The 17,489-nt window shown below is 70.0% G+C and carries 13 protein-coding genes and 1 pseudogene; 11 read left to right on the forward strand and 3 right to left on the reverse strand.

What is annotated here, in order from left to right:
- Positions 1-14 precede the first annotated feature (14 nt).
- Positions 15-1,223, forward strand: a complete 1,209-nt coding sequence (locus IU449_RS10945) for an acyl-CoA dehydrogenase family protein (RefSeq protein WP_195001710.1) — start codon at positions 15-17, stop codon at positions 1,221-1,223.
- Positions 1,224-1,359: 136 nt separating this feature from the next.
- On the opposite strand, the gene IU449_RS10950 is transcribed toward IU449_RS10945, so the two are convergent.
- Positions 1,360-1,563: a hypothetical protein gene (locus tag IU449_RS10950; protein WP_195001711.1), complete on the reverse strand. Its 204-nt coding sequence runs from the start codon at positions 1,561-1,563 to the stop codon at positions 1,360-1,362.
- 317 nt (positions 1,564-1,880) lie between these two features.
- Here IU449_RS10950 and IU449_RS10955 point away from each other — a divergent pair, with 317 nt between their 5' ends.
- The 6 genes and pseudogenes from IU449_RS10955 to IU449_RS10980 all read left to right on the forward strand — a co-directional run.
- A complete protein-coding gene (locus IU449_RS10955; protein WP_195001712.1) occupies positions 1,881-3,509 on the forward strand; it encodes an acyl-CoA synthetase in 1,629 nt (542 codons plus the stop codon).
- 161 nt (positions 3,510-3,670) lie between these two features.
- Positions 3,671-4,234 (forward strand): hypothetical protein, encoded by a 564-nt coding sequence (locus tag IU449_RS10960; protein ID WP_195001713.1) that lies wholly within the window; start codon positions 3,671-3,673, stop codon positions 4,232-4,234.
- 602 nt (positions 4,235-4,836) lie between these two features.
- A complete protein-coding gene (locus tag IU449_RS10965; RefSeq protein ID WP_195002484.1) occupies positions 4,837-6,351 on the forward strand; it encodes a PepSY-associated TM helix domain-containing protein in 1,515 nt (504 codons plus the stop codon).
- Between the two features lie 158 nt (positions 6,352-6,509).
- Positions 6,510-7,229, forward strand: a complete 720-nt coding sequence (locus IU449_RS10970; protein WP_195001714.1) for a hypothetical protein — start codon at positions 6,510-6,512, stop codon at positions 7,227-7,229.
- A gap of 129 nt (positions 7,230-7,358) precedes the next feature.
- Positions 7,359-7,829, forward strand: a complete 471-nt coding sequence (locus IU449_RS10975) for a DUF4383 domain-containing protein (RefSeq protein ID WP_195001715.1) — start codon at positions 7,359-7,361, stop codon at positions 7,827-7,829.
- 77 nt (positions 7,830-7,906) lie between these two features.
- Positions 7,907-8,359: pseudogene (locus IU449_RS10980) on the forward strand (SRPBCC family protein); the annotation flags it as partial.
- Positions 8,360-8,599: 240 nt separating this feature from the next.
- Here the strand turns inward: IU449_RS10980 and galK are convergent.
- Positions 8,600-9,700, reverse strand: coding sequence for a galactokinase (gene galK, locus IU449_RS10985; protein WP_324188178.1), 1,101 nt, complete (start codon positions 9,698-9,700; stop codon positions 8,600-8,602).
- Positions 9,701-10,106: 406 nt separating this feature from the next.
- Here galK and IU449_RS10990 point away from each other — a divergent pair, with 406 nt between their 5' ends.
- Entirely contained in the window at positions 10,107-11,825 is a 1,719-nt protein-coding gene (locus IU449_RS10990) for a GGDEF domain-containing protein (protein ID WP_324188179.1), read from the forward strand.
- Between the two features lie 18 nt (positions 11,826-11,843).
- Here the strand turns inward: IU449_RS10990 and IU449_RS10995 are convergent, their stop codons facing one another.
- Positions 11,844-12,593, reverse strand: a complete 750-nt coding sequence (locus IU449_RS10995) for a DUF6319 family protein (protein WP_195001718.1) — start codon at positions 12,591-12,593, stop codon at positions 11,844-11,846.
- 169 nt (positions 12,594-12,762) lie between these two features.
- Here IU449_RS10995 and IU449_RS11000 point away from each other — a divergent pair, with 169 nt between their 5' ends.
- The 3 genes from IU449_RS11000 (at position 12,763) to IU449_RS11010 (ending at position 17,473) form a co-directional block, all read left to right on the forward strand.
- The gene (locus IU449_RS11000; protein ID WP_195001719.1) at positions 12,763-13,803 is read left to right on the forward strand and encodes an NAD(P)-dependent alcohol dehydrogenase; all 1,041 of its coding nucleotides are present in this window, start codon (positions 12,763-12,765) and stop codon (positions 13,801-13,803) included.
- A gap of 141 nt (positions 13,804-13,944) precedes the next feature.
- Positions 13,945-15,723 (forward strand): class I adenylate-forming enzyme family protein, encoded by a 1,779-nt coding sequence (locus IU449_RS11005; protein ID WP_195001720.1) that lies wholly within the window; start codon positions 13,945-13,947, stop codon positions 15,721-15,723.
- A 13-nt stretch (positions 15,724-15,736) separates the two neighbouring features.
- Positions 15,737-17,473 (forward strand): N-acyl-D-amino-acid deacylase family protein, encoded by a 1,737-nt coding sequence (locus IU449_RS11010; RefSeq protein WP_195001721.1) that lies wholly within the window; start codon positions 15,737-15,739, stop codon positions 17,471-17,473.
- Positions 17,474-17,489: the final 16 nt, after the last annotated feature.

The raw sequence follows: 17,489 nt of genomic DNA on the forward strand, positions 1-17,489 counted from the left end.
AGGAGACCCTCCCCATGATCAATCTCGAACTCCCCAAGAAGCTGCGGGCCGGCGCCAACCAGGCGCATCAGGTGGCCGCGCAGATCTTCCGCCCCATCTCGCGCAAGTACGACCTGGCCGAGCACGAGTACCCCAAGGAACTCGACACCATGGCCGCCATGGTCGAGGGCCTGTCGGACTCCGGCACCCAGAAGATCAGCGGAGCCACCGGCGGCCGCGCCGACACCGCCGAAACGGGCGGAAACAACAACGGCGGCAATATGTCCGCGCTGCTCAACGCCCTGGAGACCTCCTGGGGTGATGTCGGCCTGATGCTGTCGATCCCCTACCAGGGGCTGGGCAACGCGGCGATCGCGGCGGTGTCCACCGACGAGCAGCTGCAGCGCTTCGGCAAGGTGTGGGCCGCGATGGCGATCACCGAGCCGTCCTTCGGCTCCGACTCCGCGGCCGTGAGCACCACCGCCGTGCGCGACGGTGACGAGTGGGTGCTCAACGGCGAGAAGATCTTCGTCACCGCGGGCCAGCGCGCCACCCACATCGTCGTGTGGGCCACGGTCGACAAGAGCAAGGGCCGCGCGGCGATCAAGTCGTTCGTCGTGCCGCGCGACGCCCCCGGCCTGTCGGTCGCTCGCCTCGAGCACAAGCTCGGTATCCGCGCTTCCGACACCGCGGTGCTGTTGCTGCAGGACTGCCGAATCCCGGCCGACAACATCCTCGGCAGCCCGGAAGTCAACGTCGAGAAGGGTTTCGCGGGGGTCATGCAGACCTTCGACAACACCCGCCCGCTGGTGGCCGCGATGGCCATCGGCGTGGCCCGCGCCGCGCTCGAGGAACTGCGCCGCCTGCTCGAGGGCGCGGGCGTCGAGGTCTCCTACGACACCCCGGCGATGAACCAGCACGCCGCGGCCGCCGAATTCCTGCGGATGGAGGCCGATTACGAGGCCGCCTACCTGCTGGCGCTGCGCGCGGCGTGGATGGCCGACAACAAGAAGCCGAACTCGCTGGAGGCCTCGATGTCGAAGGCCAAGGCGGGCCGCACCGGCACCGACGTCACCCTCAAGGCCGTCGAGCTGGCGGGCACCCTGGGCTACTCGGAGAACCTGCTGCTGGAGAAGTGGGGCCGCGACTCGAAGATTCTGGACATCTTCGAAGGCACCCAGCAGATCCAGCAGCTCATCGTCGCCCGCCGGGTGCTGGGCAAGACGAGCGCCGAGCTGAAGTAGCAGGTCCGACAACGGAACCGGTGCAGGTCGATTCTCCGACTCGCACCGGTTTTTCGGTTTCCGACAGGGCGCCTTCCGACAGGCTCGCCTAAGCCTTCGTCTGGGTTGCTCGACGCCGGGGTTGCCGTACGGGCGGTCAGTTCGCGCCGTTGGGCCGACCGTCCGGGCTCCACGGCACGGAGACGACCGGCGCCTCGATGATCATCATGCCCGGCTCGGTCCGCCCCTCCCGCCAGAGAATGTCGAAAAAGGCCAGCGCACCTGCGATCAGCGCGATTGTCACCGCAAGACTCACCAGCAGCTCCGACAACCACTTCGATCGAATCGACGATTTCTTCATCCCGCGCTCCCATCCCTGCGACATCAGGTCAATCGCGCATGGGATGGCCATGTATTACACAGCCGTCGAGACGGTCAACGCGTATGTTCGACTCCCGCGACCCCCTGCCGCCTCGTCGCGGAATTCGGCGATTTCCCGCAATGTGAACCATGTGGTCCATTCGTTGCTACCGGAAAGTAACTTCACAATGTGGCCTCGCCCGCTTTGTCGCCTTTGTGTGTGACCGGCCACACCATCTGCTGCTACGGTAGCCGCACATGCCGTTCGATATCGCTAGGTCAAAGGGCCGACGCGACGGTTCAGTGGAGGTGTAAGTGGTGAACCTGGCGCACACGCTGGAAACCATCAAGGCTGTGCGGTTGCTGAGTTCGCGCGGAATCGCCGATCTCACCAATCCGAAGGAGACGGTGCAGAACCTTCGGGAAGTCCGCCAGATGGGCCCGCAGGCAGCCGCTGTCCGCCATTCCGCCCGGATCGCCCCGGATCGCCCGGCCCTGGTCGACGAGCGCGGTGAGCTGAGCTACCGCGAACTCGACGACCAGTCCACCGCTGTGGCCCGTGGTCTGCAGGCGGCGGGCATCACCGAGGGCACCGTCGTGGCCGTGCTGGCCCGCGACCACCGCGGTCTGCTCATGTCCAAGATCGCGGCGGGCAAGCTGGGCGCGCGCATCGCGCTGATGAACACCGGCTTCGCCAAACCGCAGTTCGCCGAGGTCTGCGCGCGCGAGAAGGTGCAGGCGGTGCTGCACGACAGCGAATTCCTCGACCTGCTCGACGCGCTGCCGCCGGAGCTGCCCCGCTACCTCACCTGGGTCGACGAGGGCACCGAAATCCCCTCGGGCACGAAGACCTTCGACGATCTGATCGCGGAGAACTCCACCGAGGAACTGCCGCCTCCGAGTACCCCCGGCGGCTTCATCATCCTCACCAGCGGCACCACCGGCCTGCCCAAGGGCGCGCCGCGCACCAAGGTCTCGCCGTTCGCCACCGCGCAGTTCCTCGACCGGATGCCGTTCCAGAAGTTCGACACGATGGTGATCGTCTCGCCGATCTTCCACAGCACCGGCCTGGGCACCTGGCTCATCGGCTCGATCCTGGCGAACAAGATCGTCATGCGGCGCCGCTTCGACGCCGAGGCCACGCTGAAGATGGTCGCCGACCACAAGGCCGACATCCTGGTGGCCGTACCCACCATGCTGCATCGGATGGTGGAGCTGCCCGCGGAAGTGCTCGCCAAGTACGACACCTCCTCGCTGAAGGCCATCATCCTCGCCGGCTCGGCGCTCTCCCCCGAGCTGTCGATCCGCGCGGCCGAGGTGTTCGGCCCGGTGGTCCACAATCTCTACGGCTCCACCGAGGTCGCCATCGCCACCATCGCCAAGCCGGACGAACTGGCGATCGCACCGGGTACGGTCGGACGTCCGCCCGTCACCTGCGACGTGCGGCTCTACGACGAGAACGATCAGCGGGTCGAGGGCAAGAACGTCACCGGCCGCATCTTCGTCCGCAGCGGCGCACCCTTCGAGGGCTACACCGACGGCAGGCACAAGCAGATCATCGACGGCTACATGTCCACCGGCGACATGGGCCACTTCCAGGACCAGGGTCTGCTCATGGTCGACGGCCGCGACGACGACATGATCGTCTCCGGCGGCGAGAACGTCTACCCGCAGGAAGTCGAGAACCTGCTGCTCGAGCGTGAGGACGTGTTCGACGCGGCGGTCGTCGGCGTCGACGACGCGGAGTTCGGCAAGCGCCTGCGGGCGTTCATCGTGCCCGAGCCGGGCAAGCCCCAGCCCGACGGCGAGGAGATCAAGGCCTACGTCAAGGGCAACCTGGCCCGCTACAAGGTGCCGCGCGACGTCGTCTTCCTCGACGATCTGCCGCGCAACGCCACCGGCAAGCTGCTGCGTCGCACGCTGGTCGAGTACGACATCAACGCCTGACCGCATTACACCGATCTCGGCTCGCCCGAGTTCTCTGTTCGATTCGAGCGGAGCGGCCCTGAAAGCCGCTCCGCTCGGTCGTTTCCGCCGGAGTGCACCGGCGAGAACCGGTCCTGTCGCAGCGCTCGAGCGCCTGTGGCGCTATCCGCTATCATCAGCCGGTGCAGAGCAGCATCCACCGGTCGGCAGCGTGGCGTCGTGACGCCGTCGCTCGCCTGCGTGGTGGGTCGGCGGGCGCGGTCTCCGGCGCGGTGTCCATCGCCGCGCACGGCTGGGCCGCCGCCACCGCGGCGCCAGGCAGTTCCACTCTGGCGCTGCTCGCCGCCGCATCGGCAGTCGTCGGCGCCTTGGTCGCCGGTATCGGCCCACTGCGCAACACCACCTCCGGTCTGGTAGCCGCGCTGATCGCGGGCCAACTCCTCGGCCACGTCACTCTCGGCTTCGGCTCCGGCCACGCCCAGCACGGCGCCGACCTGATGAGCCGGCAGATGCTGACCGCGCATGTGCTCGCGGCCCTGTTCGCCGCCATGGTCATCCGCGGCGCGGAGGCGGCCTACCGCATCGGCACCACTGTGCTGGCGCGAGCACTCCCGCTGCGTCGCGAACTCCCGGTGTCCTTCGAACCCGCCCTGCTGCGCACCCGGTATCGAGACCGCGTCATTCTGCGTGTGTTCGCTGCCAGGGCGTTGCGCACGCGCGCCCCGCCCGGCCCGGTCTTCGCCTGATTCCACTCCACCCGGTGCGCGCCCTTCGGCCGCGCCCGTTCCTCGCACGCTGTCACGGCGCCGGAACCGCGTAGATCCACTCGGATCCGCGCGCGCCTCGATCCCCCGTCTGCATATTCGGGACGCGGGGACCGCGGCTGATTCGCCGACCAGCGGATGATTCGCCGACCGCGAAGCTCCTCCGCCGACCGGGAAGCCGCGCTGCCGAGCGCCCGCGCACGGCAGTGCGGCAGTGCGGCAGTGCGGCAGTGCGGCAGTGCGGCAGTGCGGCAGTGCGGACGAGTCACACCGTGGCCGAGCGCCTTTCGTGTTCGGCGGGGTCCCGTACGCCCAGCGCGCGACGACACCGGGTGATCCCTCTTCAGAACGAGAAGACTGTGAAAACAACAGAATCTCCGGCGCCCGGCACCGGTCCCATACCGCCGCCGGGCACCAGTCCGATGCCGCCGCCAGGCGCCGATCCCACAGCGCCACAAGGCGCCACACCGCCGTCGGACACCACATCCCCGTTGTCCGACAAGGCGCGTACGCAGCACGCGGACGCGGCGACACCGACCCGAGCGTCGGTCACCTCGTCCGAGGCGCCGGAGCGCACCGCGTCGATGTCCGGCCCGGATTCGACACCGGACCCGACCTCCCCGGCCGAGCCGCACCTGCCCGCGACAGCGGCCGGTACCGGAGCAACCGACTCGAGGCGGGAGAGCCGGGCCGAGCCGAACTCCGGGCGGCGGGGTGTGCAGGCCCTGGCCATGCGACTGCACTTCTACGCCGGAGTCTTCGTGGCCCCGTTCATCCTGGTCGCGGCGGTCACCGGCGCGCTCTACGCGATCTCGCCGACCCTGGAGCAGTTCGTCTCCCGCGACCTGCTGACCGTGGATCAGACCGGTGCGCCACGGCCGTTGGCCGAGCAGATCGACGCCGCCACCGCGCTGCGCCCGGATCTCGCGCTGGTGGCGGTCTCCCCGGCACCCGGCGCGACCGATACCACGCGGGTGATCTTCGCCGATCCCGCACTCGGTGAGTCGGAGCGGCACGCGGTGTTCGTCGATCCGTACACCGCCGAACCGATCGGCGAATCTGTCGTCTACGGCAGTTCCGGCGCGTTGCCCCTGCGCACCTGGATCGACCGCCTGCACCGGGATCTGCACCTGGGCGAGCCCGGTCGGCTCTACAGCGAACTGGCGGCTTCCTGGCTCTGGATCGTGGCCCTGGCCGGTCTCGCGCTGTGGTGGCGGCGGGTCCGTACCCGCCGATCCCGGAGTTCCTCGGCGTGGCTGCTGGCGCCCGACCGCAGCCGAGGGGGCCGACTGCGGAACATGAACTGGCACGGCGCGATCGGCATGTGGATCCTGCCGCTAGCGGCGCTGCTGTCGGTGACCGGCATGACATGGTCGACCTATGCCGGCGCCAATATCGGCGATCTACGCGCCCAGCTCAGCTGGACCACACCGGCGGTGAGCACCTCCCTCGGCGAGGGCGCGCCCGCGGCCGGTCCGAGCGGAGACCACCAGCATCACGGTGGCGGTCACGTCGGTGGCGCCTCGGCCGATTCCGGCTCGCGCGCGCAGGAGATCGACCGCGCCTACGCGGCGGCACGGGCGGCGGGTATCACTCAGGCCGCCGAGATCACCGTGCCCCAGAAGGCCGATCGCGCCTATGCCGTGAAGGAACGGCGGCTGCCCGGGATCTACACCGTCGACTCGGTCGCCGTGGACGGGCGCAACGGAGCGATCACCGATCGACTCGACTACGCCGATTGGCCGTTGATGGCGAAACTCACCAACTGGGGCATCCAGTTCCACATGGGCCTGATGTTCGGGTTGGCGAACCAACTGCTGCTGCTCGCCGCCATGATCGGACTCGTCGTGGTGATCGTGCTCGGTTACCGGATGTGGTGGCAGCGCAGGCCGACCAGGGACGCCGGGCGCTTCGCCTTCGGCCGGGCTCCACGCCGCGGTGCGCTGCGCGGCAGCTCGCTGTGGCTGGTGCTCCCGTTGCTCGCCGCGACCGTGGTCGTCGGCTGGTTCGTGCCGCTGGTCGGCCTGAGCCTGCTCGGGTTCCTGGTGATCGACACCCTCATCGGTCTACGACAGCGTTTCGGCGCCGCGGCGTCCTGACACCCGCAGGTCCTGACAACATCCTGAACATCTCCGGGGTCCTGCCCCGGCAACTCCACCGACGGCAGCCGTTTCCGCACGGCCGTCGCGGCGCGCCCTGTCGCGTCCGACGGCGGCCACGGACCGTGCCGCCCTCCGACGAAGGAATTCGATTTCTCATGCGTTTCGACCGTTTCGCCCTCACCACCGCCGCTGTGCTCACCGCCCTCGGCGTGACCGCGGGAACCGCCATCGCCGCACCCGCGCAGGATCGTCCCGCCGACCAGCAGACGGTGGGCTTCTCCGCACACGCCACCGACACCGCCTCCGTCATCGAGATCACCGGCGGCGCACTGCGCGTCGAGGACGAGAACCTGCAGATCACCGCAGCCGACGGCACTGTCGTCGCGGCCACCCCGCTGCACTTCACCCTCGACGATTTCACCTTCCCCATCGCCGCCGACATCGACGGAGATCGCGCCACCCTCACTCCGCAGCTCGACCCGGCCAAGGCGGTCTACACCCCGGTCGCGCTGCCCTACGAGAACTCCGCGCCGTGGAAGTCCGAGTACGAACGTGAGCAGGCCGCCTGGTCGCGGATGACCAGCACCATCGGCATGGGCGCCAGCATCGGCACCCTGGTCGGCGGGCTGGGCGGCGGTGCGATCGGCTGCGTCCTCGGCGGCATCGCCGGAGCCACCGTGGCGTCGGCGACCATCGTGGGTCTGTTCGGTCCGTTCATCCCGGCCGCCGCTGTCGGCTGTGTGGGCGGCATCCTCGCCGTCGGCGCACTGGGCACGCTGGCCGGGCAGATCCTGGTCACCGCACCCGTCGCCGTCGGCGCCGCGCTGCAGTACTTCACCACCATCAACCAGCCGTTCACCCCGCCCGCCAAGTGACCCGGCCGCCCGATCAGGGGCGGCACGACACACGAACCCCGGCGTCCGCGCGACGCCGGGGTTTGTCGTATGCGCGACCGGGTAGCTCGCCCAGCACTCCGTACGACACGGCAATGAAAGGGCACCGTCATGGCAACATTCGATTCCACCACCAGGACGAATCAGTGGTCACCGGTCCGAATCGCCGCGTTCGTCGTCGGCGCGACGTTCCTGCTGATCGGCATTCTCGGGTTCATCCCCGGCATCACCACGAACTACGACACCTTGGAGTGGGCGGGTCACCACTCCGAGGCGAAGCTGCTCGGCGTGTTCGAAGTCTCGATCCTGCACAACCTCGTGCATCTGGCCTTCGGCGTCGCCGGCGTACTGGCCGCACGCGCGGCGCGCACGGCCACGGGCTTCCTCGTCATCGGTGGCATCATCTATCTGGCCCTGTGGCTGTACGGACTGGTCATCGACCAGGACAGCTCGGCCAATTTCGTTCCGGTGAACACCGCGGACAACTGGCTGCACTTCGCTCTCGGGCTGGGCATGGTCGGGCTGGGCGCGTTGCTGCCGAGGTGGGTGACCGGTCGCCGGCACACCGGATTGATCGCCTGAGGCCGCCAGAGGTCCGTTTGCGCGGTCGGCGCCCGGGTAGCCGACCTGGTGACCCGTAATCGAGGAAAGGGGTTCGCATGAGCACGATGGCCGCCACCGTGGACGTCGAGGTTCCTGTCCGCACCGCCTACAACCAGTGGACGCAGTTCGAGTCCTTCCCGCAGTTCATGGAAGGCGTGGAGACCGTCCGTCAACTCGACGACCGGCACACCCACTGGCGCGTTCACGTCGGGCCGTCCACGCGGGAGTTCGACGCCACCATCACCGAACAGCATCCCGACGAGCGCATCGCGTGGAAGTCCGACTCCGGGCCCAACCACGCGGGCGTGATCACCTTCCACCGTCTCGACGACACCCACACCAGGGTGACCGCGCAGATGGACGTCGACCCGGAAGGCTTCGTGGAGAACGCCGCCGACAAACTCGGCATCCTGAAGCATCGGGTGAACGGTGACATGAAGCGCTTCAAGGAGTTCATCGAGAGCCAGGGATACGAGACCGGCGCGTGGCGCGGCGACATCCCCCGCCCGGGGAGCGACATGCCGCGGCCGGGCGGCGACATCCCCCGTCCGGGGAGCGATATGCCGCGCTCGGGCGGCGACATCCCGCGGCCGGGTGGCAACATGCCGCGACCGGGCGGCGACATCCCGCGCCCGGGCACACCGTAGGTCCGCTGACATGCCGGAGCCGCGGCCGCGCGCCGCGGCTTCGGCGTGTGTCCGTCAGGCGGCCACCGGCGGAGCGGGTGCGCGGCCGCGGAATCCGCACGGCTACGCAATCACCGTCGAGCCGACAGGCTTCCGGTGGCCTGCCGCGACGAGGCGTTCCCCGGCCGCGCGCGCGACGGCCGCCGAGCGGTCGCGGTCGACCAGAGCGACGACGCTGCCGCCGAAACCGCCGCCCACCATCCTGGCTCCGTACGCCCCCGCTGCCAGCACCGCGTCCACCACCTCGTCCGAGGCGGGCGTGGAGACCTCGAAATCGTCGCGGAGCGAGGTATGCGCCGCGACGAGGATCGGCCCGATCTCCCGGGGATCGGCGCCGCCGCGCAAGCACTCGGCGACCGCCAGCACTCTCGCGTTCTCGGTCACCACATGCCTGGCCCGCCGCCGCAGCACCGGGTCGGTGATCCGGCCGAGCTCACCGAGCGCCGTGACGTCGCGCAACGCGGGCACACCCAATTCCTGTGCTGCGGCTTCGCATTCCGCGCGCCGCCGCGCGTACCCTCCACCGGCGTTCTCGTGCGGTTCGCCGGTGTCCACGACGAGCAGAGCCGATCCGGACTCCGCGAGCTCGAAAGGGATCTGCTCACAGCCGTCGTCGCCGCGAGCGCCCACCGCGGTGAAGCGCCGCACATCGAGCAACAACGCATGCCCGGCGGTGCACAACAGCGCCGCCGACTGGTCGAGTATCCCGGTGGGCGCGCCCGCGTACCGGTTCTCCGCGCAGGCGGCGATATCGATGAGTTCACGGACGCCGAGGCCGGGTGCGCACAGATCTCGCATCGCCTGTGCCACAGAACATGTCAGCGCCGCCGAACTCGACAGCCCGGCCCCGATCGGCACCGCGCCGTCGACCTCGATCTCGATACCGGGCACCGCATGCCCGCGCGCACGGAACTCGCCGACCACGCCCAGGATGTAGCGTGCCCAACCAGGAATTCGCTCCCGCGCCTCGGCGATCTCCTCGATCGCGACCGCCAGTGGCTCACCCGGACGCTGCCGGGAAGTGATCCGAGCCGTCGCGTCGGTGCTCAGGCGAGCGGTACACCGCGTCACCAGCGGCAGCGCGACGGGAAGCACGAATCCGTCGTTGTAATCGGTGTGCTCGCCGATGATGTTCACCCTGCCCGGCGCGACCCACGTGTCCACCCGACCCATTCTGCTCCTGGCAACCGAACGGCATCAGCCCCGGTGAACCGTGGGCGGGCATTCGCCGCAATCGATCCCGCCGTGGCCGGGTCCGTGCCATTATCAGATCAGTTGTCCAGGTCCGCTCGACCTGTCCACAGCGCTCGGCCGGGACGGCTGTTCACAGCATCGCTTTCTCTCTCGACAACGTCGTCGGGGCCTCGATATCGACACTCTGGTATCGAGAGATCGATGCCGCCGTGGAGGAGTGCCGATCAGTCTGCCGCACGGATGACCGCGTCGTCAGGGCCGAGGGGGGTTGATGACAATGAACGAAACAGCTCCGGGATCTCGCCCGGGCGTGCTCGAAGCACTGGGAAAGCTCGAAACACTCTGTGGGATAGCACTTCTCGCTGTCTGCTCCACGGTGATCGCCCTCCCCCTGCTGGTCGGCGGGCGCCGGCTGTCCCTGGCGACGATGCTGATCGTGGTGACGGGCACGCTGGTCATGATCGGCCGCGGGTTGCGCAGGTACCGGCCCAGGCAGCCACTGCCGTGGTACCTGCTGGCGGGCTCGGCGGTCCTGTTCGCGGCGAGTTCGACCTCGCAGGACTTCGGCGCGGCCGCCGCGCACGGCGCCGATCTGTGCCTTCTCGCCGCGTATTTCGTCATGGCGCTGGCAGTCGCCGCCTGGCTGCGGACACGCAGGCGGCGCGGCGACTACGACTTGGCGCTGGACTCCGCTCTCATCGGCCTCGCCGCCATGCTCGCCTCCTGGCCCTTCCTGATCTCGCCCGCGATGGGTTCGGCCACCCCGGTGTCCGCTGCGCTCGTGGTCTGTCATCCGCTGCTGGACGCGATGCTGCTGGCCTTCCTCGCACACTCGGTGGCCACGGTGGGGCATTCGGAAGCATCTCTTCGGCTGCTGCATCTGGGGTTGTCCGCCGCGCTCGCCGGCGACCTGATGCGCAATCTGGACCGCGCCGGTCTGGCGCAGGTCGACCTGGCCGGCCAGCGCACACCGACGCTGTTGGCCTATGCGGCGATCGGGATCGCGGCCCTGCACCCGACCATGGCGGCGCTGGGTGGGCCGCGTCGTGTCCACCCGCACCGATCCCGGCAGCGGGCGAGCCTGATCGCGGGTGCGCTGATCGTGGCGGCACTGGTGCCGGTGCTCGGTTCCCACCTGGACACCGTCGACCGCGTCGTGGTGTCGTCGCTGTTCGCTCTCCTGCTGATCGGGGTGCTCGTGCGCAGCGAGCGCGCCATCCAGCGCAGTCTGCGCAGCGAACGTCGCGCCCAGTACCAGGCCGATCACGACATGCTGACCGGTCTGTTGAATCGGTCGGCGCTGTTGCGGGTGTACTCGCGTGAGCACACTTCACCCCGGCCGGGGCCACTCGGTCTGCTCTTCATCGATCTGGACGACTTCAAGCGGGTCAACGACAGCTACGGCCACGCCGTCGGCGACGAATTGATCGCCGACGCCGCTGCCCGCATCCGCCGGGTGGCAGGCCGCGATCCCGTGGTCGCCCGCTACGGCGGCGACGAGTTCGTGGTGCTCACCCCGTTCCCGGCGCAGCAGGCGGCCGCCTTGGCCGAGCGCCTGCTCGAGGCATTCACCACGCCGTTCGCGCTCAGCGCCGGATCAGTGCGGGTGACCGCGAGCATCGGCATCGCGAGTACGCAGAGCCGCAGGCACGGCATGCTCGTCGACGACCTGATCCGCGAAGCGGACGCGGCCATGTACTACGCCAAGGAACGGGCGCTCGGCTACGCGTTCCACCCGAACGCCGTCGTCGCCGACCTCGACACCGATCGTGCGGACGCTCGGCTGCACGCGGCGGACGACATCTGTCCCCGCCTCGCCGGACTGCCCGGCCGGAGCCGTGCCCACCGACCGGCGCGCACCCCGTCCGATCGGGCGACGGCCGAACCGACGCCTACGCCGCGGTCCACCGCGTCGGGAGTGGATGGGTCGGCGATCTCGATGCCCGAGCGCCCCGCGGCCGTCTCCGCCGCGCGCAGGTCGGCCCCGGGTGAGGCGGGCCCGAGTGGCGTCCACTGCCCGGACGCCGGTGCCGGCGCCACGCTCACCGCCTGGCTTCGGCGCACCGGAAAGCAGACCGCCGGGCGCGTGGGCTGAACACGCCGGGGCGCGGGATCAGGAGTCGAGGTCCTCGAGTGCGCGCTTGGCGGCTTCCAGCTCGGCCTGCAGCTGCGCGACCTTCGCCAGCTGCGCTTCCCTGGCAGCGTCGAGGATGCCGGCGACGACCTCGGCGACCTCCGGGTGCAGCAGCTTGGCGGCCTGGGCGACGGCGGCGCTGCTCACCGGCAGACCGCGCACCGACCGCTTCTTGCCGGTGACGACCTCCACGGTCCATTCGCCGTCGGCGGTGCCTGCCAGGGTGACCGACACCTCGGGCGCCTTCGCCTTGCGGGCCGGGGCCTTCGCGGCCTTGGCGGCGGGCCTGCTCGACGCGGCCGGGTCCGGTGCGGGCGCAGCGGTTTTCGCGGGCTGAGTCTTCGCGGCGTCCTGGGCGGGACGCGGCGCGCTCTCCTTGGCCACGGGTGCGCTCGTCGGGCTCGGCGGCTGGGTCACAGGGGTTTCCTTTCTCGGCGCGGGCTCGGCCCGCCCGGGTGCGGCGGCCGCCTTCTCGCGAGGCGGCTTGGTGACGGTCACTTCGACCGGGGAGAACGACAGCACGTCCCTGGAACCGGTGGGACGCACCTGCAAGAAGTCGCCCTCGGCCGGATCACCGAGTGCCACAACCTTTCCCGACCGTCCTTCGGCCACCCCGACGGCGGCGGCGGTGAACCACACCATCGGTGGGCGGCCCGCCGCGATCTCCGCGGCGATGTGCTGTATCTCGCTGTCCGACAACGGCGTGGGCTTGTTTCGCGGTGAGGGCATGGGGACTCCGGACGATCATGGGACGGCTGCGTGCCCCAGATGATGCCGCACGACACCGACAGCGCGCACAGGCGGCGGGTGCGAGCGCCTCTTCCGGTCCCTGGCGCCGCCCCCGCGAACACTGTTAACTTATTGCCCACGTCACATTCGCGCAAGGACGATCCTATTGATGCACGCACTTCAGGTGACCGGACCGGGCACCCTCGAGCTTCGCACGGTGCCGGTCCCCGACATCGGCCCCGCCGAAGTGTTGTTGCGCGTGGGCGCGGCAGGCATCTGTCATTCCGATCTGCGCATCGTCACGCTGACAGAGCCGCGGTGCGCCGAACCGTTCACCCTCGGCCACGAGATCTCGGGCACCGTCGAGGCGGTCGGCGCCGCGGTCGCGACACCGGTGGTCGGCGCCCGGGGAGTGGTGTATCCGTGCTGGTCGTGCGGTGTGTGCCGAGAGTGCCTGCGCGGGAACGAGAATGTCTGTCTCGCCGCCGGTCGCGCCGCCATCCCGCCCTGCCCCGGACTCGACCGGGACGGCGGGATGGCGGAGTACGTGCGCATCCCGGCACGCGCCTTCGTACCGATCGGCGACCTCGATGTGCTGCAGGCCGCGCCGCTGGCCGATGCCGCGCTGACCAGCTATCACGCTGTCGCCGGAGCCAGGGACCAGTTGCTGCCCGGGGCGACGGCCGTGGTCATCGGCGTCGGCGGTCTGGGGCACATGGCGGTACAGATCCTCGCCGCCACCACGGCGGCGAGGATCGTCGCGGTGGATGTCAGCGAGGACAAGCTGGCCCTGGCGACGGCCAACGGCGCGGACGAGGGCGTGGTGATCGACGACGACACCGCCGCGAGGATCCTGGACAGCACCGGCGGGCGTGGCGCCGAAGCGGTGTTCGACTTCGTCGGCGTCGACCAGACGGTCCGGCTGGCGGTGGAGTCGGTGGCGCCCAACGGCGCCTACCGAATGATCGGACTCGGTGGCGGCGCCCCGGAGATCACCTCGGCGCCCGCGGGCAAGGCGGGCTGGCCGTGGGGCGCGTCCGTGCGCAAGTCCTACGGCGGCACCCGCTCGGACCTGGTCGAATCCATCGCCTTGGCGCAGTCGGGCAAATTGCACGTCGAGGTCGAACCCTACGAACTCACCGACGGCCGCGAAGCCCTGGACCGGCTCGATCGCGGCCTGGTACGCGGGCGGGCGGTGCTGGTGCCGTGACCGCCGTCGGTACACACAGCGAATGCGAAGGGTGGCACGATGCCGAACCCCACTGACCCGGCTCCCTCCGGCCCGGCTTCTGAATCGCCGCACTCCAGCGGGGCGCATTCGACGCCGTATCCGACCATGCCGTGTTCGACCATGCCGCAGCCGTCCATCGAGCCGGAACTCGCGGCGTCGCGTTCGCGCGCGACGGGTCCCGCCGCGACGGCGGACGCCGACCGGCAGGGGTTGCGTGCCGAGTTGGTCGCCCGGCTGACCGGCCCAGGCGAGCCGTTCGAACTCGGGTCCGAGGATGTCCTCGGTGTGCCGCTGCGCGTGTTCCGGCGCAGGCACCGCTCGCTGCGCGCGGTTCTCACCGAGTCGGCGCGGCTGGGCGAACGCGAATACCTGGTCGACGGCGAACGGCGTATCACCTATGTCGACCATCTCGCCGAGGTGGCGGCGCTGGCCGTCGCGCTGCGGGAGCGATACGGCGTCGGCAAGGGCGACCGGGTCGCGATCCTGGCCGCCAACTGCCCCGAATGGGTGGAGGTGTTCTGGGCCTGCCAGTGCCTCGGCGCCGTCGCCGTCGGCTACAACGCCTGGTGGACGCCCAGGGAGATCGCCTACGCCCTCGACCACACCCGCCCTGCCGTGCTGGTTGCCGACGCCGCGCGCGCCGAGCGTCTCGCCGAGGTCGACCACGCGGTTCCGGTGCTGAGCGTCGAGCACGACGTGCCCGCGCTGTCGGCGGACTACGCCGGGGCCGGTCTCCCCGACACCGCTGTGGCGGAGGACGACCCGGCCGTCGTCCTCTACACCAGCGGCACCAGTGGCCGCCCGAAGGGCGCCACCCACTCGCACCGCAATCTGATCGCGGTCATCGACCATCACCGGTTCAACGACGCGCTGGCCGCCGCGTTCGTCGGCCGCGTGCACGACGGCGCCCCCATGGGCAGGCGCTTCCTGCTCACCTCCCCGCTGTTCCACATCGCCAGCCTGCACAACCTGGTGCTGCCCCGGATGGCGACCGGCGACACCGCCGTCCTCTATCGCGGCGCGTTCGACGGCGAGCGGGTGGCGAGCCTGATCGAACGCGAGCGCATCACCAACTGGGGCGCCATGCCGACGATGGTGCACCGACTGCTCGCCGCGCAGGTCGAGCGTCATGATCTGTCCTCGCTGACCTCGCTGTCGCTGAACTCCGCCCCCTCCCCCGCCGCCCTGCACCAGCGGTTGCGCGAGCGGATCCCGGTCGCGCGCACGGCGCTGTCCACCAGTTACGGCATGACCGAATGCGCCACCGCCGCCACCCTCGCCACCCCTGCCGAACTGGCCGAGTTCCCCGACACCGTCGGCAGGCCGATCATCGGAGTGGAACTCGACATCCGCGACGGGAACGGCGAGCCCGCGGGCGAGGGCGTCGAGGGCGAGGTCTGGGTGCGCGGTCCTTACGTCATGCTCGGCTACTGGGAAGACCCGGCCGCCACCGCCGCCGCGATCACCGCCGATCGGTGGCTGCGCACCGGTGACCTCGGTACGGTCGACAACGGCATGCTCCGTCTGTCCGGCAGGCGCTCGGACCTGATCCTGCGCGGCGGGGAGAACATCTACCCGACCGAGGTGGAGCATTGTCTCGACGAGCATCCCGCGGTCGTGGAGTGCGCGGTGGTCGGCCTGCCCGACGACGATCTCGGTCAGCAGGTCGCCGCAGTCGTCGTGGTGCGTGACACCGACTGCACCGAGGACGCAGCCGCCGCGGACTCCCCCGTCGAGGACTCCCCCGTCGAGGCCGAAGAACTGCGCGCGTTCGCCGCCGAGCGACTGGCCTACTACAAGGTGCCCGCTCGGTGGCGGATCACCACCGTCCCCCTGCCGCGCAACGCGACCGGCAAAGTCGTGCGCGCGGGCCTGGCCGAAACATTCACCGCCCTCTGAGGATCGGATCACCATGTACGACACCATCATCGAGAACGCCCGCTGGTTCGACGGCACCGGTGCGCCCTCGGCGATCCGCCACATCGGGCTGCGCGACGGCCGGGTCGCCTCGGTCTCGGCCGCGCCGCTGGACAAAACCGGCTGCCCGCGCATCATCGACGGCACCGGCAAATGGGTCCTGCCCGGCATGCTCGACATCCACACCCACTACGACGTCGAGATCCTCGGCTCCCCCGCACTGACCGAATCGCTGCGGCACGGGATCACCACCGTGCTGATCGGGTCCTGTTCCATCTCCACGGTGCACGTGGGCGCCGAGACCGCGGGCGATCTGTTCGGCCGGGTGGAGGCGATCCCGCGCGGCCATGTCATCGACGCCGTCGACAGATTCAAGTCCTGGACCAGCGCGGCCGAGTACGCGACAGCACTCGAGCAACTGCCGCTGGGCCCGAACGTGGCGGCGTTCATCGGGCATTCCGACATGCGCGCGGCCGCCATGGGCCTGGACCGCGCCACGCGCTCGGACGTACGCCCGAACGCCGCCGAACTGGACACCATGGCGCGGTGGCTGTCCGAAGCGCTCGACGCGGGCTTCGTCGGCATGTCGTCACAGCAGTTGCGCTTCGACAAGCTCGACGGGGAATTCTGCCGCTCGCGCACCCTTCCGTCGACGTTCGCGCCCGCCAGGGAGAAGCGCAGGCTCACCTCGATTCTGCGCAAGCGCGGCCGGGTGCTCCAAGGCGGACCGGACGCCTCGCGGCCGCACACCATCGCCGTGATGGCGGCCACCAGCCTGGGGCTGTGGCGCAGGTCGTTGAAGGTCAGCCTGCTCTCGGCCGCCGATCTCAAGGCGCTGCCGGTGATCCGGATCTTCGCGGTGATGTCGAAGGTGCTCAACGGTCTCGGGGCGAACTTCCGCTGGCAGCATCTGCCGGTGCCGTTCGAGGTCTACGCCGATGGCATCGACTTGGTCATCTTCGAAGAATTCGGTTCCGGCGCGGCCGCCATGCACCTGTCCCACCAGGTCGAGCAGCGCCGCGAGATGCTCGCCGACCCGCGGTACCGGCGGCGCTTCCGCAAGGACTACGACAAGAAGTTCGGCCCGCGGGTCTGGCACCGCGACTTCTTCGACGCCGAGATCGTCGCCTGCCCCGATCCCGCGGTGGTCGGCAAGTCCTTCGGCCAGGTCGGTCTCGATCGCGGCGGGCTGCATCCGGTGGACGCCTTCCTCGACCTCGTCGTCGAGCACGGCGAGAAGCTGCGTTGGCGGACCACCATCTCCGGGCACCGACCCGAGATGCTCGACCGTCTGGCGGCCGACCCCGGCGTGCAGATGGGTTTCTCGGACGCGGGCGCGCACCTGCGCAACATGGCCTTCTACAACTTCGGGCTGCGGTTCCTGCGGCGGATGCGCGACGCCGAGCAGGCGGGCCGCCCGGTGCTGTCGATGGAACGCGCCGTGCACCGGCTGACCGGCGAACTCGCCGAGTGGTACGGCATCGACGCGGGCCGGTTGCGCGAAGGCGACCGCGCCGATCTGGTGCTGCTCGATCCGGCCCACCTCGACGCGGAGCTGGACGCCTACGCCGAGGCGCCGGTCGCGCAGTACGGCGGCCTCGAGCGCATGGTCAACCGCGACGACGCCGCGGTCGAGGCCGTGTTCGTCGGCGGTGAGTACGTCTTCGGCAACGGCGTCGCCGCGGAGACGCTGGGGGTCCGGCGCACCGGGCAGTTCCTGCGCGCGCGGTGACCCGCCGCCGACCTCG

Source organism: Nocardia higoensis (assembly GCF_015477835.1).
In the GTDB taxonomy this organism is placed as follows: domain Bacteria; phylum Actinomycetota; class Actinomycetes; order Mycobacteriales; family Mycobacteriaceae; genus Nocardia; species Nocardia higoensis_A.

Bases quoted from the DNA above. Each gene is read 5' to 3' on its own strand.
- IU449_RS10945 (WP_195001710.1), top strand. From the start codon at position 15: ATGATCAATCTCGAACTCCCCAAGAAGCTGCGGGCCGGCGCCAACCAG.
- IU449_RS10950 (WP_195001711.1), bottom strand. From the start codon at position 1,563: ATGAAGAAATCGTCGATTCGATCGAAGTGGTTGTCGGAGCTGCTGGTG.
- IU449_RS10965 (WP_195002484.1), top strand. From the start codon at position 4,837: ATGTCCGGCCCGGATTCGACACCGGACCCGACCTCCCCGGCCGAGCCG.
- IU449_RS10970 (WP_195001714.1), top strand. From the start codon at position 6,510: ATGCGTTTCGACCGTTTCGCCCTCACCACCGCCGCTGTGCTCACCGCC.
- IU449_RS10975 (WP_195001715.1), top strand. From the start codon at position 7,359: ATGGCAACATTCGATTCCACCACCAGGACGAATCAGTGGTCACCGGTC.
- IU449_RS10995 (WP_195001718.1), bottom strand. From the start codon at position 12,593: ATGCCCTCACCGCGAAACAAGCCCACGCCGTTGTCGGACAGCGAGATA.
- IU449_RS11000 (WP_195001719.1), top strand. From the start codon at position 12,763: ATGCACGCACTTCAGGTGACCGGACCGGGCACCCTCGAGCTTCGCACG.
- IU449_RS11005 (WP_195001720.1), top strand. From the start codon at position 13,945: ATGCCGCAGCCGTCCATCGAGCCGGAACTCGCGGCGTCGCGTTCGCGC.
- IU449_RS11010 (WP_195001721.1), top strand. From the start codon at position 15,737: ATGTACGACACCATCATCGAGAACGCCCGCTGGTTCGACGGCACCGGT.